Raw genomic sequence first — 20,657 nt, 5'->3', positions numbered from 1 at the left:
ACGGGGGGCCGAATCGGACTGTTCGGGTGGATCGGAGGGCGTCGTGGCGGCTGCCGGGAGGCGAAGCCGCGGGAAACCGGGAGGCTGGAAGGGCACGCTCCACGACAGTCCGGAGGATCGCCATGCCCCCTACGCCCCGCCGCGCGGCCGACCCTCGAAGGGCAGGGCCGGTCGTCCTGGTCACGGGCGCGTCCTCCGGGATCGGCGAGGCGGTCGCCGACCGGTTCGCCGCCGACGGCCGCTGGCGGCTGCTGCTCGGCGGGCGGGACGAGGAGCGGCTGGCGGCGGTGGCGGGCCGGACCGGCGGTGGGGCGCTGCGGGCGGACCTGGCGGAGCGGGCGGGGGTGGAGCGGCTCGCCGCCGAGGCCCTGGCCCGGGAGGGCCGGGTGGACGCGCTGGTGGCCGCCGCGGGCGTCGGCTGGGCGGGGCCGTTCACGACGATGCCCGCCGATCCCGTCGACCGGCTGATCGGTCTCAACCTCACGTCGGTGGTGCACCTGGTGCGGCTGCTGCTGCCGGGGATGGCCGAGCGGGGGGCGGGCCACCTGGTGATGATCGGCTCCATGGCCGGGCGGGTGGGCGTGGCCAACGAGGCGGTGTACGCCGCCACCAAGGGCGGCCTGCTGGCCTTCGCGGACAGCCTGCGCTACGAACTGGCCGGGACCCGTGTCGGGGTGACGGTCGTGCTGCCGGGGGCGGTGGACACGCCGTTCTTCGCCCGGCGGGGCGTCCCGTACCACCGCGACCATCCGCGCCCGGTGCCCCCCGAGCGGGTGGCCGAGGTGGTGTGGAGCGCGGTGGTGCGCGGCCGGGACGACGTGTTCGTGCCCGGCTGGCTGGCCATGCCGGCCCGGGTGCACGGTGCCGTGCCGGGCTTCTTCCGCGCGCTGGCCAAGAAGTTCGGCTGAGCCCGTGCTGGCGCTGTCGATCTGCCTGGCGCTGCTGGCCGCCCTCGGCAACGCCGGGGCGTCGGTCCTCCAGCGGCAGGGCGCGGCCGCCACCGGCACCGAACCGGCCTCGGCGCGGCGGGGGTCGTGGATGGCGGGTCTGGTGCACCGGCGGGTGTGGGTGTGGGGGGCGGCGCTGCTGGCGGTGTCGGGCATCCTCCAGGCGCTCGCGCTGGCCACGGGGCCGCTGTCGGTGGTGCAGCCGGTGATGAGCACCGAGCTGATGTTCACGCTCGTGGTGGGCGGTGTCGTGTTCCGGCAGCGTCCCGACACCCGGACCCGGTGGGCGTTCGCCGCGATGGCGGTGGGGCTGGGCGTGTTCCTGGCGATGGCCGACCCGTCGGGCGGCCGGTCCACGGTGCCCCTCGCGGACTGGGGGTGGACGGCGCTCGGCACGGGGCTGTTCGTGGCCGTGATGGGCGTGGTGTCGCTGCGGCTGTCTCCCGCCCCGCGCGCCGCCGTGCTCGGAACGGCGACGGCGACCGGGTTCGCGGTCACGGCCGCGCTGCTCAAGGACGCGCTGGGCCGCGTCCCGGACGGGATCGGCGCGGTGTTCACGACGTGGCAGCCGTACGCCGCCGTGGGCGTGGGGCTGGCGAGCTTCGTGCTGCTCCAGGTGACGCTGCGGGCGGGCTCCCTGGTGGCGTCGCAGCCCGCGCTGACCCTGGGGGACGCCCTGCTGAGCGTGGTGCTGGGCGTGACGCTGTTCGCCGAACGGGTCCACCTGGGGTGGCGAGTGGTGTTCGAGGTGCTGGCGCTCGCGGTCCTGGTGGCCGGCTGCGTCCAGCTCGCCAGGTCCCCGCTCGTCACGGACGACCCGGAGCGCTCGGGGGACCGGTGGTGAACGCCGCACGGGCGGCGGGCGTGCTGGGCGCCGTGGCGGCCTGGCACATCGGGCCCGCCGCGACCTGGCTGCCCGGGGCGCGGGCGGCGCTGTGGCCGGGCCTCGACGGGCGCGGCGACCCCTCGCACGTGGCGCTCACCTTCGACGACGGCCCCGATCCGGTGAGCACCCCGCACTTCCTGCGCGCCCTGGACGCCCTGTCCGTGCGGGCCACGTTCTTCGTGCTGGGCGCACGGCTGGCCCAGCACCCGGCCCTGGGGCGGCTGATCGCGGCGGAGGGCCATGAGCTGGCCGTCCACGGCTGGCGGCACGACCGGCCCTGGTGCCCGCACCCGCTGCGGGACGTGCGGGACCTGGCGCGTACGGCGGACCTGGTCGCCGAGACGGCCGGGCGGCGGCCGCTGTGGTACCGGCCCGCGTACGGCGTCCTGACCGGGGGCCGGTGGGCCGCCGCCCGCTCCGCCGGGCTGCGCACGGTGCTGTGGTCGGCGTGGGGGCGGGACTGGACGGCCGGGGCGACCGCGCCGGGTGTGCGGGCGGAGGTGACGAGGACGCTGCGCGGCGGCGGGACGGTGCTGCTGCACGACTCCGACGTGGTGAGCGCCCCGGGGGCGTGGCGGGCCGCGCTGGGCGCGCTGCCGGGGCTGGTCGGGGAGTGCCGGCGGCGGGGCCTGCGGGTGGGCACCCTGGAGGGCCACGGACTGATCGAATAGCTCATGCATTCGATTTACTCGTACGCTGGGGTCATGACCGCGCACCTCCAGGGCTCGCTCTTCGACCAGACCGACGACATCCGGCTCGGGCCGTTGTCCGGACTGCGGCGCACCGTGCTCGGCGACGGCGCGTGGATCGACCTGCTGCCCAACTGGCTGAGCGGGGCCTACGCCCTGTTCGACGAGCTCGCCGTGAACGTCCCGTGGCGGGCGGAGCGGCGCACGATGTACGACCACGACGTCGCCGTGCCCCGGCTGCTGGCCTTCTACGGCGACGGCGACCGGCTGCCGCACCCGGTGCTCGAGCAGGCCCGTGCCGCCCTGTCGGCGCACTACGCCACCGAGCTGGGCGAGCCGTTCACCACCGCCGGGCTCTGCTACTACCGGGACGGCCGGGACAGCGTCGCCTGGCACGGCGACCGCATCGGACGCGGATCGCGCCAGGACACGATGGTCGCCATCCTGTCCGTCGGCGAGCCGCGCGACCTGGCCCTGCGCCCGCGCCGGGGCGGACCGGCCCGGCGGGTGCCGCTCGGACACGGCGACCTGATCGTCATGGGCGGCTCGTGCCAGCGCACCTGGGAGCACGCCGTCCCCAAGACGGCCAAGGGGGTCGGCCCGAGGATCAGCGTCCAGTTCCGGCCCCACGGCGTCCGCTGAGCGCGCCTACGCCACCAGGCGCACGAGCTGGCTGCCCAGCTCGTAGCGCGCCCCGGCGATGGCCAGGCGGCCGGTGGCCACCCGGGCGGCGAGATCCGGCTCGGCGGCCAGCAGCCCGCGTACCCGGCGTACGTTCGCCGTGATCGTCGCGTCGATCCGCGCCGGCCCGGTCTGCTCGCGGTCTATGGCGGGGCGTATCCGGTCGGCGATGTAGTCGATGTGGGCGGGCGGCCGCTCGCCGGTCTCGTCCGCGTGCACCGCCGCGGCCACGGCCCCGCACGACTGGTGCCCCAGCACCACGACGAGCGGGATGCCCAGCTCGATCACGCCGTACGCGATGCTGCCGAGCACCGCCTCGTCCAGCACCTCGCCCGCCGAACGGACCGTCATCAGGTCGCCGAGGCCCTGGTCGAAGACCAGCTCGGGCGGGACGCGCGAGTCTATGCAGCCCAGCACCAGGGCGAAGGGGTGCTGCCCCGAGACGGCCGCCGCCCGGGCCGCCCCGTCCTCGTGCGGATGCCTCTGGTGGCGTGCGTGCCAGCGCCGGTTGCCGTGGAGCAGCTCGCGCAGCGCCTCGGCCGGCGTGCGGGGACGCGGTGCCCGGGAACGGGGCGCGGCGGCGGCCGGGGCGACACCGAGGGTGAGCCCGGCACCGAGGGCGGCGGTGGAGCCGAGCGCCGCCCGCAGCAGGGTGCGGCGGTCACGGGGAGCGGGCAGGGACGGGGTCACTCGTCCGTCGTACGGAAGCGTCGTCACGGCGTGAAACGTACGTCCGGCCGGTCGTCGGGTGTTCGGGTTTGATCTCCGTTGGGCCACCCATGGCCGACGTATGGCCGTACGTTGGGCGAACGATGGATTCCCCGGCCGCCCCCTGTACAGAGCCATGCATTCCGTCGCCCGGGCGCCCGCCGGGCCCCGGACGCCGCCCGTGGTCGTCCGGCGACCGGCGGTCACTCATGGTCGCCGTGGCCCATGCGGTGTTAGAAAGGGGAGCGTGGTCCACTTTTTCGGCCGATTCCGTGGTGCCTCGGTTCGGTCACTGGCCAAGAGGCTCCCACGGAGCGTCGCAGGACAGGTCTTCGTCCTGCAGGTGGCGCTCGTCCTGCTGCTGGTGCTCGGAGCGGTCCTGGCACTGCTCCTGCAGTCGCGCAGCGACAGCGACCGCGAGGCCCGCAACCGCTCCATCGCCGTCGCCGAGACCTTCGCGCACTCCCCGGGCCTCGAACAGGTCCTCACCACGCACCCCGACCCGACGAGCGTCCTCCAGCCCCTCACCGAGGAGGCCCGCGAGGCCGCCGGGGTCGACTTCATCGTGGTGATGGACACCAAGGGCATCCGCTACACCCACCCCCAGCCGGAACGGATCGGCGGCCGGTTCGTCGGCACCATCGAACCGTCCCTGGCCGGCGAGGTCCACACCGAGAGCGTCGACGGGCCCCTCGGCGAGGAGGTCCAGGCCGTCGTCCCCGTCAACGGCTCCGACGGGAAGGTCATCGGCCTCGTCTCCGCCGGCCTGGAGGTCCGCAACGTGGCCGGCGTCGTCAACCGGCAGCTCCCCGTCATCCTCGGCCTCGCCGCCGCCGGCCTCGCCGTGACCACCGCCGGAACGGCCCTGGTGGCCCGGCGTCTGCGCCGCCAGACCCACGGGCTCGGCCCCGCCGAGATGACCCGGGTCTACGAGCACCACGACGCCGTCCTCCACGCCGTGCGCGAGGGCGTCGTCATCGTCGGGGGCGACGGCCGGCTCCTGCTCGCCAACGACGAGGCCGAACGGCTGCTGCGGCTCCCGCCCGACGCCGAGGGCCGCGGCATCAAGGACCTGCCGGGCCTCGACCCCGGCATGGCCGAGCTGCTGTGCTCCGGCCGCGTCGCCACCGACGAGGTCGTCCCCGCGGCCGACCGGCTGCTCGCCGTCAACCAGCGCCACACCGACCGCCACGGCGGCCCCGCCGGGACCGTCGCCACCATCCGCGACACCACCGAGCTGCGCGCCCTGACCGGCCGGGTCGAGGGCGCCCGCAGGCGGCTCAACCTGCTGTACGACGCCGGAGTCGGGATAGGCACCACCCTCGACGTCGTCCGCACCGCCGAGGAACTCGCCCAGGTCACCGTCCAGCGCTTCGCCGACTTCGTCACCGTCGACCTGGCCGACCCCGTCCTGCGCGGCGAGGAGCCCAGCGGCACCGCCGCCGACATGCGCCGCACCGCCGTCGCCGGAATCCGCGACGACCACCCCCTCTACCCGCGCGGCAAGATGATCGGCTTCGTCCCCTCCACGCCCCAGGCACGCGGCTTCGGCAGCGGCCGGGCCGAACTGGTGCCCGACCTGTCCCAGGCCCCCGGCTGGCAGGCCCAGGACCCCGAGCGGGCCGCCCGGATCGTCGAGTACGGCATCCACTCGCTCATCGCCGTCCCCCTCAAGGCCCGCGGCGTCGTCCTCGGCGTCGCCAACTTCTGGCGCTCCGAGAAGCCCGAACCCTTCGAGGACGAGGACCTCGCGCTCGCCGAGGAGCTCGTCGCCCGCGCCGCCGTCAGCATCGACAACGCCCGCCGCTACACCCGCGAGCACGCCATGGCCGTCACCCTCCAGCGCAGCCTGCTGCCCCGCGCCCTGCCCGAGCAGAGCGCCCTGGAGGTGGCCCACCGCTACCTGCCCGCCCAGTCGGGCGTCGGCGGCGACTGGTTCGACGTCATCCCCCTGCCCGGCAGCCGCGTCGCCCTCGTCGTCGGCGACGTCGTCGGACACGGCCTGCACGCGGCCGCCACCATGGGCCGGCTGCGCACCGCCGTGCACAACTTCTCCACCCTCGACCTGCCCCCCGACGAGCTCCTCGGCCGCCTCGACGACCTCGTCGGCCGCATCGACCAGGACGAGGACGACTCGGGGGGGGGCGCCGGAATGACCGGCGCGACCTGCCTGTACGCCGTGTACGACCCCGTCTCCCGGCGCTGCTCCATGGCCCGCGCCGGGCACCCGCTGCCCGCGCTGGTCCACCCCGGCGGCGATGTCGAGTTCCCCGACCTCCCGGCCGGACCCCCGCTCGGCCTGGGCGGCATACCCTTCGAGACCGCCGAACTGGACCTCGCCGAGGACAGCCAGATCGTCTTCTACACCGACGGCCTGATCGAGGACCGCACCCGCGACATCGACGTCGGCATCGAACTGCTCCGCGGGGCCCTCGGCCGGCCCGCCGCCACCCCCGAGGAGCGCTGCCGGCTCGTGCTCGAGGAACTGCTGCCGGCCCACCCCAAGGACGACGTGGCCCTGCTCGTCGCCCGTACGCGCGCCCTCGGCGGCGACCGCGTCGCCGACTGGGACGTGCCCTTCCACCCCGGCGCCGTCGGCGGCATCCGCTCCGCCGCCGTCCGCAAGCTCACCGAGTGGGGCCTGGAGGACCTGACCTTCGCCGCCGAGCTGATCCTCAGTGAACTCATCACCAACGCCATCCGCTACGGCGCCGCGCCCGTCCGCGTACGCCTGATCCACGACCGCGGCCTCACCTGCGAGGTCGCCGACCACAACAGCACCTCGCCCCACCTGCGGTACGCCGCCACCACCGACGAGGGCGGCCGCGGCCTGTTCCTCGTCGCCCAGCTCGCCGAACGCTGGGGCACCCGGTACACCGCCCAGGGCAAGGTGATCTGGGCCGAACTCCCCCTCCCCGGCGCCGGCCCGGCATCGGGGGACGGCAGTGGCACCCTGCCGCTCGACGTCTTCAACGCCGGTCTCATCTGAGGAGCGCCCGTGTTCGCCCCCGACGGCCCCACCTTCCGCGAGCTCGCCGCCCAGGTGCTCTCCTCCACCCGGACCGGCTACGACCTGCTCGCGCCCAAGTTCGACCGCACCCCGTACCGCACCTCCGACTCCGTGCTGGAGGCCGTGGCCGGCGCCCTGCGGCCGCTCGGACCGTTCGGCTCGGGCCTAGACGTGTGCTGCGGCACCGGAGCGGGCGTGGGCGTGCTGCGCGAGCTGTGCCGGGAGCGCGTGACGGGCGTCGACTTCAGCGCCGGCATGCTCGCCCGGGCCCGCGCCGCCCACCCGCCGGTGCCCGGCGAGCCCGCCCCCGACTGGGTGCGCGCCGACGCCCGCGCCCTGCCGTTCCGCTCCGCCTTCGACCTGGCCGTCAGCTTCGGCGCGTTCGGGCACTTCCTGCCCGCCGAGCGGCCCCGCCTCTTCGCCGGGGTGCACCGGGCGCTGCGGCCGGGCGGCCGGTTCGTCTTCCCCCTGCCCGCCCCGCCCCCGGTGGGCTCCCTGCCGTACTGGGAGCTGTGGGCGTTCGACGCCGCCATGCGGCTGCGCAACCTGCTGTGGCGGCCGCCGTTCATCATGTACTACCGCACCATGCGGCTCACCGACGTGGTCGCGGAACTCACCCGCACCGGTTTCACCGTGGAACTCACCCCGCTGGAGGAGTTCGGCCGCCGGCCCGGCGGAGCGCCCTGGTGCCGCCTGGTGACCGCGCTGCGGCCGTGAGCCACATGGGCGGTGGCCGGTTGCGGAGGCGCTGAGCAGCCGGTCGAGTGGAAACCGGTCCGCGGCGCGCCGAAATCCACCGCGCCCCGCGGACAACGGCACCGGCGCGTTTCACCTCTTCGGTGTCGTACCAGTGGTTTCCCGAGAGGCAGTGAAGAAGACATGGCCGTCGGCGCATCGAGTGTCACCGTCCCACCCGGCCCGGGGGACAGCCCCGGGCCCGGGCGCGAACGGGGCGGTGGCGAGCCGCACGGGTCACGGACCACCGTCCCGTGGCCCGCGGTCCTGGCGCTGCTGCCGCTCGGCCTGCTCGCCGCCGCCTCCTACCTGGGCCGGTACGTCCGGCCCAGCGCCGACGAGTGGTGCTTCCTGCCCGTCGTGCGCGACGAGGGCATCTCCGGCCTGATCGGCAAGTTCTACTTCACCGACAACGGGCGCGTCGGCAACGGACTGCTCGTCGGGCTGTACGCGAAGTTCCCCGTCGCCGGGCACCAGTGGTACGCCGCCGTCAGCGGCGTCCTCATGCTCGGCCTGCTGTGGGCGCTGACCGCGCACCTGCTGCGCCGGGCCGGGCAGAGCGTGCCGCGCGGGGTGCCGCTGCTCGTCGCCTCCCTGATCACCGCGGTGTTCCTGTTCGCCACCCCGAACACGTACAAGACCTTCTACTGGCCCGCCGCGTCCGTCTCGCACACCCTGGCCCCGGTGCTGGCCTGCGCGGCCGCCCTCCCGCTGCTGCGGGCCCGGGGCCGGCGCGGCCGGATCACCGCGCTCGCGGTGGTCCTGACCGCGGGCGTCTTCATGGGCACCCTGTCCGAAGAGGCGTCCGTGGTGGCCCTGGTGGTGCTGTCGGGCGTCGTCCTCCTCGCCCCCCTGTTCCTCACCGCGCGGGTGAGGACCTTCGCCCGCGTCTGGTCCCTGGCCGGCATGGCCGGCGTCGCCCTCGGCACGCTCCTGCTCGTGACGTCACCCGGATCGCGCAACCGGCGCGAGCGGTACGGCGCCGAGACCGCCTCCATGCTGTCCCCCGACACCCTGCTCGCCTCCCTGCGGAGATACGTCCGCATCCTGGAGACGGTCCTGACGACCTGGCAGTACGCGGGCGCCCTCGCCGCGGGCGTGCTGCTGGGCCTGCTCGCCACGCGGGCCGCCCCTACACCCGGCCGGGGCGTCCTGCTGCCGTGCCGCCCGCTGCTGCTGACCGGGCTCGTCGCGCTGGCGTTCCTCGTCTCCGGCTACCTGTGCACCGTCATCACCTACCCGGTCTTCGGCCCCCGCGTGGTGACGGCCGCCCGCACCTGGAACGACTACCTCCTGCTGTACGTGCTGCTCCTGGTGGCCGCCGGCGCGTTCCTCGGCCGGGCGCTGCGGGTGCGCGGGGTGCGCACCGGCGCCGTCACGGGACTGGCCGCCGCGGTCTGCGCGGTGACGGTCCTGGGGCTCGCCGCCCCGCTGTACGAGCTCGGCCACGACATGCGGGTACGGGCGCAGAAGTGGGACCGCCAGGACCGGTGGCTGCGGGAGCGGGCGGCCGAGGGCGCCAAGGTCCTGCCGTACAAGCCCGTGTCGGTCAGCGGGATGCTGGAGCCCTTCAGCGCGAACGGCACCAGGATCTGGCCCGCCCAGTGCGTCGCCGACTACTACCGCGTCGACAAGGTCACTCGCGGGACGCGCCTTCCCTGACCGGGTCGCGGGACGGCCGCCGCGCCGCGGACCGGCGGGTGGCGGCCGCCCCGGAGGTGATGGCCCAGCGGGCGAGGACGAAGGAGAGCGGGGTGACCAGGAGCCCGGCGGCGACGGCCGCCACGTTCTCGTCCATGCCCAGCCGGCTCACGGCGAGGTGGAGCAGGATGCCGCTGCCCACGGCGTTGGCCGCGCCCGACAGGGGGTAGCGTGCGAAGGCCCGCCAGGTGGGCCTGGTGCGGACGGTGACGTACGCGTTGAGCAGGAACGAGCCGACGACGCTCACCGCGTACCCGATGACGTGCGCGGCGAGGTACGGCAGCCAGATGTTGAGGGAGGCGTACACGCCGAAGTAGACGGCGGTGTTGGCCAGCCCGATCAGGCAGAAGGAGACGAACTGCCGCAGGACGGCGGGCTTCACGGCTTCGGCCGGACCCGTCCCGCCGGCTCCAGGCGCGCCTCGCGTACGTCCCCGGGCACGTCCCGGAGGCCGGGGCGGACCGTGGAGGCGTCCGTCTCGCGCACCACGTAGTGCGGGCGGCGCTTGGCCTCGTGGTAGATCCGGCCCACGTACTCGCCGATCACGCCGAGCGTGGCGAGCTGGATGCCGCTGAGCGCGGTGATGGCGGTGATGAGGGTCGCGTATCCGGGCGTGTCGACGCCGTTCAGGACGGCGTTGGCGACGATCCACAGGGCGTAGACGAACGCGGACAGGAACAGCCACAGGCCGGTGTGGATGGCCAGCCGCAGCGGCCGGCTGTTGAACGACAGCAGCCCGTCGATGCCGTAGTTGAGCAGCCGCCGGCCGCCCCACTTCGACCGGCCGGCGGCCCGCTCGACGTTCTCGTAGGTGAAGCTGACGGTGTCGAACCCGATCCAGGAGAACAGGCCCTTGGAGAAGCGGTTGCTCTCGGGCAGCGACAGCAGCGAGTCGACCGCCCGGCGCGACAGCAGCCGGAAGTCCCCCGCCCCGTCGACGATCTCGACGTCCATGAAGCGGCGCACGAGGCGGTAGTACGCGCGGCTCAGCGCGGTCCGCACGGCACCCTCGCCACTGCGGTCGCGCCGGGCGATCACCTGGTCGTAGCCGTGCCGGTGCAGCTCCAGCATGCGGGGCAGCAGTGCGGGAGGGTGCTGGAGGTCGGCGTCCATGAGGACGACGACCTCGCCCCGGGACATGCGCATGCCCGCGAGCAGCGCGGACTCCTTGCCGAAGTTGCGGCTGAAGGAGGTGTAGCGCACGCGCCGGTCGGCCGCCGCCAGGTCCCGCAGCCGCTCCACGGTCCGGTCGCCGCTGCCGTCGTCGACGTAACACACCTCGAACGTCGAGCCCGTCGGCTCGAGCGCGGCTATGAGGGCGGTGTGGAAGGCGTCGATCACCTCGCTCTCGTCGAAGCACGGGACGACGACCGACATATGGACCATGGGCTGCTCACTCCATGCACTGGTGTGCGGGGCGGCGGCCGGGAGTTCGGGCCGCCGCACAGGGAGGATGGCCAGGGGGCCACCGGGGTTGCCTGTTCCGGGCGACGGACTTCGCCCGCCACGGCCACCCGTGCAGCCAGTGGAGCGCGGCGGCGGGCGGTCCACAGCCCCACGCCGTCCACTCGGGTGAGTGCGTGACCGCGCGTGCCCGCGCACGCGTCCGCCCCGCCACCGGGAACGCGGGGGCGGGGCGGACGTGTGCCGGTGGCCGGGTCGGGCTAGCCCTTGCCGACCTCCTTGTTGATGGCGGCCGGCGACTCGTACTGCTTCTCGGGCAGGGACTTCAGGGCCTGCATGACCTCCTGGCCGGCCTTGTGCTTCGACGCCTGGTCGACGATCTCCTCCTTCGAAGCCGGGTAGTTGACGCCGCCGAGGGCCTTCTGCATTTCGATCGGGTTCACAGCCATGGTCGAGGGGTACCCCGCGCGCGAAGCCGGTACCGGGCCCGCGGGTCATGTCACGACAATGGAGCACAGGCCCCTTTTTCCCCACGCAGCGCGAATCCGTCACGGTTGCATCACAATGTCGTGTGAGGACCGGAGAGTACGGGCACATCCATGTGCGGGAGGGCGACCCGGTTCGGGGGCCGGCGCATCGCCCGGCCTCGGGGCGACCGGCCTGGAGCAGGCATCGGCGTCCCTCTCTCCTTGCTTCGTGGCGTGGGAAAGGCAGGTACGTTCATGCTGTTGGCGCATCCCGCAGTGCTTCGTGAGCTCGTGGCCCGTTACGAATCCCTGTGCACCGCCTCCCAGGAGCTGGCCCTCGCGCCCGACCTGAAACGACGGCTCGACGATGTCACGTACACGCTGTGCGTGACCACCGGAACGCGGCACGTGGACCAAGCGCTGGCAGCGGCGCGGGCGAGGCTGGCCGCCACGGCCGCGGCCACGGTCACGAGCACTGTCACGGCCGCGGCGGCGGCCACCGCGGTCGCCGCGACACCGGCGACGGCGGGCACCGCCTCCTGACGGAGGACTTTCGGCGGCCCCGGCCCAGGGGTTGACCGGGGCCGCCACGGGTGTCCGCGGGGAGTGCGGAGCGCCCGGTCAAAACACCGGGGGCGACGCGAGGAGGGAGCGTCGTCGCCGGTGTTCTGTCCCGTTTCCCCGGGCTGTCGTCACCGGGGGTGTCCGAGCAGTAAATATATTTACCGTCGAGTAAGCAAGCGTATGAAAAATTTCATGCCTTGCTGACGCGTGAAAACGACCGAAAACGCCCTTGTGAGCAGCGGTTCCGGCCGCGGTGTCGTCCCGTCGACCGCCCGGACGCCTCAGTCGTCGAGGAAGAAGTTGTGCTGCTCGGCGGCCTGCTCGTACCCCTCCAGCCGGAGCTGGGTCCGCTCCGGGTTGGCGTCCGCCATCGCCTGGAGCACCGACGCCGCCAGCACGCCGGGCGCCGCGTAGGAGTCGAACACCAGGCGCGACCCCGTCCCGGCCGTCAGCGTCACGTCCGCCTCGTCCACCAGCGGCCCGAGGGTCAGATCCGTGATCAGCGCGATGCGCAGCCCCGTCCGGCGCGCCGTCCGCATCGCCGCCAGGGTCTCGTGGGCGTGCCGCGGCATCGCGAAGGCCAGCACCCACGTCCCGCCCGCCTCCCGGGACTGCAGCAGCGCGTCGTAGGCGACGCTCCCGCCCCGCGTCACCAGGCGCACATCGGGGTGGATGCGGCGCGCCGCGTACGCGAAGTACTCCGCGAGCGACACCGAGATGCGCAACCCCAGGATCGTCAAGGGCACCGAAGTGGCCAACTCGCGGCCGACATCCAGGATCTGCCCCGGATCGGCCACCAGCCGGCGCAACTGCTCCAGGTTCTCGATCTCGGCGTCGATCGCCGCCTGGAGCTCGTTGCGGCGGATCTCCTCGCGGGTGTCCGGTGCCCCGGCCACCGCGCTGAGCGCGATCGGCTGCAACGCCTCCCGGAGCGCGGGGAACCCGCTGTACCCCAGGGACGTCGCGAACCGCGTCACCGACGGCTGGCTCACGCCCACCCGCTCCGCGAGGTCCGTGATCGACAGGAACGCCGCCTCGGTGAGGTGGTCGATCATGTACTGGGCGATGCGGCGCTGGGCGGGGGACAGCCGGTGGCCGCCGAAGAGCGCCATGACCCGGTCCATGGGTACGGCCGGTGCCGCCTCCGCCGCGGAGGACGGCGTGCCCGGCGTGATCGCGGCCGCCTGCGCGCGTGCCTGCTGCCCTGATGGCACCGGTGTGCCTCCTTCGTGTCCCGATCCCGCTCAACATAGCTCAACCGGCCCGGCCGCCCACGGGCCCGCCGATGTGCGTGACGAGGCCGCTCGGGAGCATGCTGGCTGTGTGCCCCGGCACGCGTCGCAGCGCGCACGGCGCCGCCGGGCACCACCCCCTGAGTGAGGCTGGGACATGCCAGGGACACCGCACAGCGAGGGCACCGAGGACGCCCAGGGCCTGACGGACGCGCTGGCCCGGGAGCTGGCACGGGCCACGATCGGCGCCGTGGAGGCGACCGGCGCCTTCGCGGGCGGGGTCTACCTGCGCTCCGGGACCCCGGGCCTGCTGCGGCTCGCCGTGCTCGGCGGGCTGCCCGCCGCGCTGTTCCGCCCCTGGTGGCGCATGCACTGCAACCGCCCCTTCCCGGTGGCCGAGTCCTACCGCTCGGGCAGGCCGGTCCACCTCGCCGACGCCGAGGACGCCATGCGCCGGTTCCCCCAGCTCATGGCGGGCCTGCCGTTCCCGTTCGGATCGCTGTACGAACCAGTCGGGCACGGACCGGCCGGTGACGGCACGGGCGGGCGCCAGGCGTTCGGGGTGCTCGTGGTGCTCCGGGCCGCCACACCGGGCCGCCCGGTCGACCCGGCCGACCGGCGCCGGATGCACGAGACCGCCCAGCGGCTCGGCGCGCACCTCGCCGGCCTGGCCGCCCGGGGCAACCCCGTCGCCTGGGACGGCCCGCCCGTCCCCGTCCAGCTCCCCACCCGGGCCACCCCGCCCGTACGGACCGGCCACCTGGAGTGGGACACCGGGACGGGGGCCCTCACCACCGACGAGCAGCTCCGCGCGATCCTCGGCGCCGGCGCCGGTGACGGCGGCCGCACCGCCCCGGCCCCCGGACCGGGCACCGCCACCCCCGCGGCCGCCGAAGCCCCCGCCGCCCCGCCCGCCCCCGCCGCCGCCCCCGCCACCGGAACCCCCGCCCCCGCCACCGTCGACGCGCTCGCCGTCCTGATCGCCCCGGAGGACAGGTACGGCCTGTGGACCATCGCGCGTCAGGTCGCCGACTCCGACCATCCCCGCACCCGCCGCATCTGGTTGCACGCCCGCGACGGCCGCCCCTGCCTGGTGGAGCTGACCGGTCACGGGCGGCGGCTGCGCGGAACCCTCGTCGACCCCGGGGCGGGGCCCGTCGTCGCCGCGGCGGCCGACCGGCTGCCGGGCGGGGTGTGCGCACTGGACCGGCTCGGGCGGATCACCTTCGTCAGCCGCACCGCCGAGACCCTCCTCGGCCGCGGCCGCCCCGAGCTCCTCGGGCGTCACCTGTGGGAGGCCCTGCCCTGGTTCGGCAAGCCCGCCTACGAGGACAGCCTCCGCGCCGCGCTCCTGTCCGACGAGCCCGTCCACTTCCTGGCACACCGCGACACCGAGACCTGGCTGTCGGTCTCCCTCCACCCCGGACACGAGGGCGTGACCATGACCCTCACCACCGCCGAACAGCCCGCGTACACCCCCGGATCGGTCGTCGCGCCCGGCATCGCCACCGGCACCGGACTCGGCTCCCCGGCGGACCGCGCGTCCATGCTGTACCGCCCGGTCGCCCTCGCGATCGCGCTCACCGAGGCCGTCACCGCCCGCCAGGTGTCCGCCGTCGTCACCGAGGAGCTGCTGCCCGCCTTCGGCGGCCGCCAGCTCGCCATCTACGTCCTGGACGAGCGCCAGCTCCACCTCGCCTGGGAGACCGGCTTCCCGTACGGCTTCCTCGACCGCTTCAACGGCGTCGGACTGGACGCCCGGCTGCCCGGCGTGGAGACCCTCACCACCGGCCGCCCCATCTTCTTCGAGTCCATGCAGCAGCTCGCCGCCGCGTACCCCGGCATCCCCCTGGACGCCAACGTCGGCGCCCGGGCCTTCCTGCCCCTCATCGCCTCCGGCCGCCCCGTCGGCTCCTGCATCCTCGGCTTCGACCAGCCCCGCGGCTTCAGCCCCGAGGAACGCACCGTCCTCACCGCCCTCGCCGGACTGATCGCCCAGGCCCTCGCCCGCGCCCGGCGCTACGACTCCGAGGCCGCCCTCGCCCGCGGCCTCCAGGCCGCCCTGCTGCCGGACCGGCTGCCCCCGCTCCGCGACATCGACACCGCCGGCCGCTACCTGCCCGGCACCCAGGGCATGCAGGTCGGCGGCGACTGGTACGACGTCGTGGAGACCGGCCAGGGCGGCATCGCCCTTCTGATCGGCGACGTCCAGGGGCACGGCGTCGCCGCCGCCGCCACCATGGGGCAGCTCCGCAGCGCCGTCCGCGCCTTCGCCCTGAGCGGGCACGACCCCGAGGAGGTGATGAGCGGGACGAACCGGCTGCTCATCGACCTCGACGCCGGCCAGTTCGCCACCTGCTGCTACGTCGTGCTCGACGCGGCGACCGGCGCCACCCGGGCCGTGCGCGCCGGCCACCTCCCGCCCCTGCTGCGTCACCCGGACGGCACAACGCGGGTCCTCGACCTTCCCGGGGGCGTCGTCCTCGGCGTCGATCCCGAGGCGTCCTACCCGGTCACCGAGGTCACACTGGCGCCCGGCGACGTCCTCGCCCTGTACACGGACGGCCTCGTCGAACAGCCCGGGACCGACATCGACCTGGGCATCGAACGGCTGCGCACCGCCCTGTCCGGGGCCGGCGTGTCCTCCCTCGGCGACGCCGCCGAGCGCCTCATCCGCGAGGTCACGCCCGCGGGCGACCGGTCCGACGACATCGCCCTGCTGCTCGCCGCCCGCCGCGGCGGCGCGCCACCCGGCCGGAGCGGTACGGCGTGAGCGCGGTTGTGCGGGGCGGGGTGCCGACCGACCATGGGGGGACGTAAGAAGGCAGGTGCCATGAGCGCGGTGTACGCGGCGGAGGGTGCCGACTTCCGCGGCCCCCTCGACGTCACGAAAGCGGCGACGGCCGTCCTGGACGCCGACGGCACGGTCGTCGGCTGGGGACCGGCGGCCCACGCCCTGCTGGGCTACCCCCCGCACGAGGCGGTGGGGCGCCCCATCGGCACGCTCGTGGTGGACCGGCCCGGCGAGTACCACCTGTCCACGCCCCTGCCGGGCGCGGCACAGGCCCGGCGCCAGGTGCTCCACATGCGCCACCGGGACGGCCACATCCTCCGCGTGACGGCCGCGACCCTCCCGCTGTCCCACGCCGGCACCGGACCCGCCAAGCTCCTCGCGGTGGCCGACGCGGACGAGACGGAGCGGTGGGAGGCCCTCCAGTCGATGCTCCGGGGCCTGGCCACCCAGTCACCCGTCGGCCTCGCCATCTACGACACCGACCTGCGGGTCGTGTGGACCAACCACGCCCTCTACCGGGAGATGGGCACCTTCCAGTACGCCGGGCTCGGCCCCGACGAGATGGTCTCCGACGGCGAGATCCTCTCCGACGGCTACCCGGCCACGCTGGAGGAGGCCATGCGCCGGGTCGTCGACACCGGCGAGCCCGTCATCGAACTCCACTACAGCGGCCGCCCGCCCAACGACCCCGAGCACGACCACGTCTGGTCCTGCTCGTACTACCGCCTCCAGGACGCCGACGGCCGCGCCCTGGGTGTGTGCGAGGAGACGGTGGACATCACCGCCCGCTACCTCGCCCAGCAGCGGCTGGACCTCCTCGTACGGGCCGGCGGCCGGGTCGGCACGTCCCTGGACATGACCCGCACGGCCCAGGAGCTCTCGGCCGTCGCGGTACCCCAGTTCGCCGACGGCATCACCGTCGACCTCATCGACGTCGTCCTGGAGGGCGACCAGCCGGTCCCCGGAACGGCCGCCGCCCGGCGCGTCGTACGGGTCTGGGAGGGGCCCGTGACCGGCGACGGCGACGCCCACCCCGCCCGGCGCCGGCCGGTCGACCACCCGGCCGACTCGCTCCAGGCGCGCTGCCTCGCCGTCGGGCGCCCCGTACTGGACACCGGCGAGGGCAGCGTGCACTCACGGCTCGCCGTGCCGCTGCGCACCGAGGGCGCCGCCCTCGGCGTCGTCACGTTCCGCCGCGACCGCCACCCCGACCCGTTCGAGTCCGGCGACCTCATGGTGGCCGACGAACTCGTCGCCCGCGCCGCCGTCAGCATCGACAACGCCCGCCGCTTCACCCGCGAGCACGCCGCCGCCCTCACCCTCCAGCGAAGCCTGCTGCCCCGGCATCTGCCCCGGCTGACCGGCGTCGACGTCGCCCACCGCTACCTGCCCGCCGACAGCAGGGCCGGCGTGGGCGGCGACTGGTACGACGTGATCGCCCTGTCCGGCACCCGCGTCGGCCTCGTCGTCGGCGACGTGGTCGGCCACGGCATGCGCGCCGCCGCCACCATGGGCCGCCTGCGCACCAGCGTGCGCGCCTTCGCCCGGCTCGACCTCCCGCCCGACGAACTCCTCACCCGGCTCGACGAACTCGTCACCCAGGACGCCCACGAACAGAGCGCCGTCCACACCGCCGCCGGGACCGGGACACAGACCGGGGCCGGCGAGGGCGACGACCCCGCGCTCGGCGTGACCTGTCTGTACGCCGTCTACGACCCCGTGGCCGGCCGGTGCAGCATGGCCCGCGCCGGCAGCCCGCTGCCGTCCGTCGTCGACCCCGCCACCGGAGCCGTCAGCCACCCGGACGTCCCCGCCGGCCCGCCGCTGGGACTGGGCGGCCTGCCGTTCGAGAGCGCCGAGTTCGACCTCCCCGAAGGCAGCCTCATGGCCCTGTTCACCGACGGGCTCGTCCAGGGCCGCGACCGCGACCGCGACGCCGAACTCGCCGCGCTGCACACCGTCCTCGCCGACCACCGCACCCCCCTGGACGACCTGTGCGACCGGATCGTCGCCACGCTGCTGCCCGGCCCCGTCGAGGACGACGCCGCGCTCCTCCTCGTCCGCACCCGCACCCTGGACAGCCACGAGGTGGCGGCCTGGGACCTCGCCGACGACCCCGAGGCGGTCGGCCGGGCGCGCGCCCTGGCCACCGGACAGGTCGACGCCTGGGGGCTCGACGGGGAGCTCTCCTTCACCACCGAACTCGTCGTCAGCGAACTCGTCACCAACGCCATCCGGTACGCCTCCGGCCCCATCCAGCTCCGGCTCATCCGTGACCGGACCCTGATCTGCGAGGTGTCCGACAGCGGACACACCTCGCCCCACCTGCGGCGCGCCGGCAGCGACGACGAAGGCGGCCGCGGCCTGTTCCTGATCGCCCAGATGACCCAGCAGTGGGGGACCCGCTACACCCCCACCGGCAAGACGATCTGGGCCGAGCAGCCGATCCCGCCCTGACCCCGCCGTCCCGCCCGGCGCCCGCCGGCGTGTTTGCCCGGGCACCGGCCCGGAAACCCGGGGGTGGTCCGAACGCACAGGAGGCACGCCATGGCAGTGTCCGCACAGATCGACGACGCGCTCTGGGACGAGTTCCACACCGTCGTCAACATGACCTCGCGCGAACTCCAGGACTGGCTGAGCGTCGAAGCGGCGGGCGAGGAGACCGAAGAGGTCCCCGACCGGGCCGGCAAGCCCAGGGGCCGGCGCGTCCTGGAGATCCTCGGCAAGCGCCGCACCGACCTCACCCAGGACGACGTGGACGTCATGCGGCGCGTCTGCGAGATCGTCCGCTCGCAGCGCGACCCCTCCCTCGAGCCCACGGCCGGCGGCACCGACTGGCGCCACGGCCTGATGGACATCGGTCACGACCCGCTCAAACCGTCCTGACGCCAGCGCGCGCGGATTCTCCACCGGCCGTAAGTGTCCCGACGAGGAGGGTCCGTTGCGCCTCCGCCACAGCCGCCCCACCGACCCCGGCCACCGCCGCAAGCGGCACGGGCGCGGCTTCACCTACCTCGACCCGTCCGGGCGCCCCCTGCGCGACCCGGCCGAACGCGCCCGCATCAAGGCCCTGGCCATCCCCCCGGCCTGGCGGGACGTCTGGATCTGCACCCGCGCCAACGGGCACCTCCAGGCCGTCGGCACCGACGCCGCCGGGCGCCGCCAGTACCTCTACCACCCCCAGTTCCGTACCGAGCAGGAGCAGGCCAAGCACGAGCACGTCCTGGACGTCGCCGAGCGGCTCCCCGCCGTCCGCGAAGCGGTCGAGGCGCACCTCGGCGACCGGGGACTGACCCGGCAGCGCGTGCTCGCCACCACCGTGCGCCTGCTCGACCTCGGCTTCTTCCGCATCGGCAGCGACCGCTACACCGAGGAGAACAACAGCTACGGCCTGACCACCCTGCTGCGCGAACACTGCCGCTGCCAGGCCGGCGCGGTGGTGTTCTCCTACCCCGGCAAACACGGCAGGGAGCTCATCCAGACCGTCGCCGACCCCCCGACCTGCCGCGCCCTCACCGCGCTGCTGCGCCGGCGAGACGACGGCGAACGGCTCTTCGCCTACTGGCAGAGCCGCGCCTGGAGCGAACTGAGCGGCGCCGACGTCAACACGTACCTCAAGGAGCTGGCCGGACTCGACGTCACCGCCAAGGACTTCCGCACCTGGCACGCCACCGTCATGGCCGCGGTCGCGCTCGCCGTCTCCGAGTCCGTCGCGCGCAGCGAGACCGCGCGCCGCCGCGCCGTCTCCCGGGCGGCCCATGAGGTCGCCGACTACCTCGGCAACACCCCGGCCGTCTGCCGCGCCTCCTACATCAACCCGCGCGTGATCGAGCTGTACGAGGAGGGCGTCACCGTCGCCGCGGCCCTGCCCCGCCTCGGCGACGAGGGCGCGTACGGCATCCCCGCCACCCAGGGGCCCGCCGAACGGGCCGTCCTGCGGATGCTGCGCACCGGACGCGCCCCCGCCTGATCACGGCCAGGACGGCTCCTTGCGCGGCACCACCACCAGCTCCGACACCGCGCTGCCCACCGGCACCGACAGCGCGTACAGCACCGTGTCGGCGACGATGTCCGGGCTCTGGAGCATCGACACGTCGGCGTCCGGGAACCGCTCCAGGATGAACGGCGTCTCCATGCCGCCCGCGATGATCCCCGTCACCCCGATGCCCGGGCAGTCCCGCTGCGCCTCCTTGAACAGTGTGTGCGTGAACGCCCGCAGCCCCGACTTGCCCGCCGCGTACGGGCCCGCCTCCGTCCAGGTGCGGTTCGACGCCGTCGACAGGATGTTGACGATGTGGCCCCCGCCCCGCGCCACCATGCGGCGGTAGACCTCCAGGCACAGGTACATCGGCCCCAGCAGGTTCGTGGTGACCACCCGTGTCACCTCCTCCGCCGTCAGGTGCTCGATCGGCTTGGAGACGTCCACGGCCGCGTTGTTGACCAGGACGTCCACCGCCTGGCCGTCCCGCTCCAGCTCCTGGAACACCTCCGCCACGGCCCTGGAGTCCCGCACGTCCAGCTCCACGAACCGGGCGTCCCGCCCGTCCTGGGCCAGCTCCTCGCACAGCTCCCGCGCCTGCTCCTTGCGCACGTCCGCCACCAGGACGGACGCGCCCGCGCCCGCCAGGCCCCGGGTGATGGAGGCGCCCAGTCCGCGCGCCCCGCCGGTCACCAGCGCCTGCCTGCCCCGAAGATCGACCCGCACTCCGCCGTCCATGGCCCGCACCTCCGCCTTCCGCTCTCGTGGTGAACTCCCACTGTGGCCCGCGCCACTACGGAAGGCATGCCGGGCGATCACTGTGAGCAAGCACACCAGAAGTGCCGAAAGCCCAGGTCAAA

The 20,657-nt window shown here is 74.5% G+C and carries 18 protein-coding genes; 12 read left to right on the top strand and 6 right to left on the bottom strand.

Annotation, left to right across the window (positions count from 1 at the left end):
• The first annotated feature begins 122 nt into the window (after positions 1-122).
• The 4 genes from E2B92_RS03100 to E2B92_RS03085 are packed head-to-tail and all read left to right on the top strand — an operon-like array spanning position 123 to position 3,164.
• Positions 123-908: an SDR family NAD(P)-dependent oxidoreductase gene (locus E2B92_RS03100; protein WP_133087375.1), complete on the top strand. Its 786-nt coding sequence runs from the start codon at positions 123-125 to the stop codon at positions 906-908.
• Positions 909-912: 4 nt separating this feature from the next.
• A complete protein-coding gene (locus tag E2B92_RS03095; protein ID WP_126886898.1) occupies positions 913-1,791 on the top strand; it encodes a DMT family transporter in 879 nt (292 codons plus the stop codon).
• A complete protein-coding gene (locus E2B92_RS03090; RefSeq protein ID WP_399431928.1) occupies positions 1,788-2,504 on the top strand; it encodes a polysaccharide deacetylase family protein in 717 nt (238 codons plus the stop codon). Before E2B92_RS03095 ends, E2B92_RS03090 begins: the two co-directional genes overlap by 4 nt.
• Positions 2,505-2,537: 33 nt before the next feature.
• Positions 2,538-3,164, top strand: a complete 627-nt coding sequence (locus E2B92_RS03085) for an alpha-ketoglutarate-dependent dioxygenase AlkB (RefSeq protein ID WP_126886896.1) — start codon at positions 2,538-2,540, stop codon at positions 3,162-3,164.
• 6 nt (positions 3,165-3,170) lie between these two features.
• On the opposite strand, the gene E2B92_RS03080 is transcribed toward E2B92_RS03085, so the two are convergent.
• Positions 3,171-3,920 (bottom strand): carbonic anhydrase, encoded by a 750-nt coding sequence (locus E2B92_RS03080; protein ID WP_235023659.1) that lies wholly within the window; start codon positions 3,918-3,920, stop codon positions 3,171-3,173.
• A 127-nt stretch (positions 3,921-4,047) separates the two neighbouring features.
• Between E2B92_RS03080 and E2B92_RS03075 the strand changes: the two genes are divergently transcribed.
• The 3 genes from E2B92_RS03075 (at position 4,048) to E2B92_RS03065 (ending at position 9,318) form a co-directional block, all read left to right on the top strand.
• Positions 4,048-6,900: a SpoIIE family protein phosphatase/ATP-binding protein gene (locus E2B92_RS03075; RefSeq protein WP_126886894.1), complete on the top strand. Its 2,853-nt coding sequence runs from the start codon at positions 4,048-4,050 to the stop codon at positions 6,898-6,900.
• Positions 6,901-6,909: 9 nt separating this feature from the next.
• On the top strand, positions 6,910-7,638 hold the full coding sequence (locus tag E2B92_RS03070) for a class I SAM-dependent methyltransferase (RefSeq protein WP_126886893.1): 729 nt from the start codon (positions 6,910-6,912) through the stop codon (positions 7,636-7,638).
• 162 nt (positions 7,639-7,800) lie between these two features.
• On the top strand, positions 7,801-9,318 hold the full coding sequence (locus E2B92_RS03065) for a DUF6056 family protein (protein WP_126886892.1): 1,518 nt from the start codon (positions 7,801-7,803) through the stop codon (positions 9,316-9,318).
• Here E2B92_RS03065 and E2B92_RS03060 read toward each other — a convergent pair.
• The 3 genes from E2B92_RS03060 to E2B92_RS03050 all read right to left on the bottom strand — a co-directional run bounded on the left by E2B92_RS03060 (position 9,293) and on the right by E2B92_RS03050 (position 11,210).
• The gene (locus E2B92_RS03060; RefSeq protein WP_126886891.1) at positions 9,293-9,739 is read right to left on the bottom strand and encodes a GtrA family protein; all 447 of its coding nucleotides are present in this window, start codon (positions 9,737-9,739) and stop codon (positions 9,293-9,295) included. The two genes, E2B92_RS03065 and E2B92_RS03060, sit on opposite strands and share 26 nt — an antisense overlap.
• Positions 9,736-10,743, bottom strand: a complete 1,008-nt coding sequence (locus E2B92_RS03055; protein ID WP_126886890.1) for a glycosyltransferase family 2 protein — start codon at positions 10,741-10,743, stop codon at positions 9,736-9,738. The genes E2B92_RS03060 and E2B92_RS03055 overlap by 4 nt, the downstream gene beginning before the upstream one ends.
• A gap of 278 nt (positions 10,744-11,021) precedes the next feature.
• Complete coding sequence (locus E2B92_RS03050) at positions 11,022-11,210, bottom strand: DUF2795 domain-containing protein (protein WP_126886889.1); 189 nt, start codon at positions 11,208-11,210, stop codon at positions 11,022-11,024.
• A gap of 273 nt (positions 11,211-11,483) precedes the next feature.
• On the opposite strand from E2B92_RS03050, the gene E2B92_RS03045 reads away from it, so the two are divergent.
• Positions 11,484-11,771: a DUF5133 domain-containing protein gene (locus E2B92_RS03045; RefSeq protein WP_126886888.1), complete on the top strand. Its 288-nt coding sequence runs from the start codon at positions 11,484-11,486 to the stop codon at positions 11,769-11,771.
• Between the two features lie 302 nt (positions 11,772-12,073).
• On the opposite strand, the gene E2B92_RS03040 is transcribed toward E2B92_RS03045, so the two are convergent.
• Positions 12,074-13,006 (bottom strand): MurR/RpiR family transcriptional regulator, encoded by a 933-nt coding sequence (locus E2B92_RS03040; protein ID WP_185923640.1) that lies wholly within the window; start codon positions 13,004-13,006, stop codon positions 12,074-12,076.
• A gap of 175 nt (positions 13,007-13,181) precedes the next feature.
• Between E2B92_RS03040 and E2B92_RS03035 the strand changes: the two genes are divergently transcribed.
• The 4 genes from E2B92_RS03035 to E2B92_RS03020 all read left to right on the top strand — a co-directional run bounded on the left by E2B92_RS03035 (position 13,182) and on the right by E2B92_RS03020 (position 19,788).
• Complete coding sequence (locus tag E2B92_RS03035; RefSeq protein WP_133087374.1) at positions 13,182-15,797, top strand: SpoIIE family protein phosphatase; 2,616 nt, start codon at positions 13,182-13,184, stop codon at positions 15,795-15,797.
• 60 nt (positions 15,798-15,857) lie between these two features.
• On the top strand, positions 15,858-18,275 hold the full coding sequence (locus E2B92_RS03030) for a SpoIIE family protein phosphatase (RefSeq protein WP_126883128.1): 2,418 nt from the start codon (positions 15,858-15,860) through the stop codon (positions 18,273-18,275).
• 90 nt (positions 18,276-18,365) lie between these two features.
• Entirely contained in the window at positions 18,366-18,704 is a 339-nt protein-coding gene (locus E2B92_RS03025) for a DUF3140 domain-containing protein (RefSeq protein WP_126883129.1), read from the top strand.
• Between the two features lie 55 nt (positions 18,705-18,759).
• Entirely contained in the window at positions 18,760-19,788 is a 1,029-nt protein-coding gene (locus E2B92_RS03020) for a DNA topoisomerase IB (protein ID WP_126883130.1), read from the top strand.
• Here E2B92_RS03020 and E2B92_RS03015 read toward each other — a convergent pair whose 3' ends face one another.
• Entirely contained in the window at positions 19,789-20,535 is a 747-nt protein-coding gene (locus tag E2B92_RS03015) for an SDR family oxidoreductase (protein ID WP_126883131.1), read from the bottom strand.
• Positions 20,536-20,657 lie beyond the last annotated feature (122 nt).

It is taken from the genome of Streptomyces sp. WAC05374, from assembly GCF_004353505.1.
In the GTDB taxonomy this organism is placed as follows: domain Bacteria; phylum Actinomycetota; class Actinomycetes; order Streptomycetales; family Streptomycetaceae; genus Streptomyces.
This window is presented reverse-complemented; position numbering and strand designations above follow the sequence as displayed.

Coding starts and splice junctions, on each gene's coding strand:
- E2B92_RS03085 (WP_126886896.1), top strand. CDS start 2,538: ATGACCGCGCACCTCCAGGGCTCGCTCTTCGACCAGACCGACGACATC.
- E2B92_RS03045 (WP_126886888.1), top strand. CDS start 11,484: ATGCTGTTGGCGCATCCCGCAGTGCTTCGTGAGCTCGTGGCCCGTTAC.
- E2B92_RS03015 (WP_126883131.1), bottom strand. CDS start 20,535: ATGGACGGCGGAGTGCGGGTCGATCTTCGGGGCAGGCAGGCGCTGGTG.
- E2B92_RS03075 (WP_126886894.1), top strand. CDS start 4,048: ATGCATTCCGTCGCCCGGGCGCCCGCCGGGCCCCGGACGCCGCCCGTG.
- E2B92_RS03065 (WP_126886892.1), top strand. CDS start 7,801: ATGGCCGTCGGCGCATCGAGTGTCACCGTCCCACCCGGCCCGGGGGAC.
- E2B92_RS03100 (WP_133087375.1), top strand. CDS start 123: ATGCCCCCTACGCCCCGCCGCGCGGCCGACCCTCGAAGGGCAGGGCCG.
- E2B92_RS03055 (WP_126886890.1), bottom strand. CDS start 10,743: ATGGTCCATATGTCGGTCGTCGTCCCGTGCTTCGACGAGAGCGAGGTG.
- E2B92_RS03030 (WP_126883128.1), top strand. CDS start 15,858: ATGAGCGCGGTGTACGCGGCGGAGGGTGCCGACTTCCGCGGCCCCCTC.
- E2B92_RS03025 (WP_126883129.1), top strand. CDS start 18,366: ATGGCAGTGTCCGCACAGATCGACGACGCGCTCTGGGACGAGTTCCAC.
- E2B92_RS03050 (WP_126886889.1), bottom strand. CDS start 11,210: ATGGCTGTGAACCCGATCGAAATGCAGAAGGCCCTCGGCGGCGTCAAC.
- E2B92_RS03035 (WP_133087374.1), top strand. CDS start 13,182: ATGCCAGGGACACCGCACAGCGAGGGCACCGAGGACGCCCAGGGCCTG.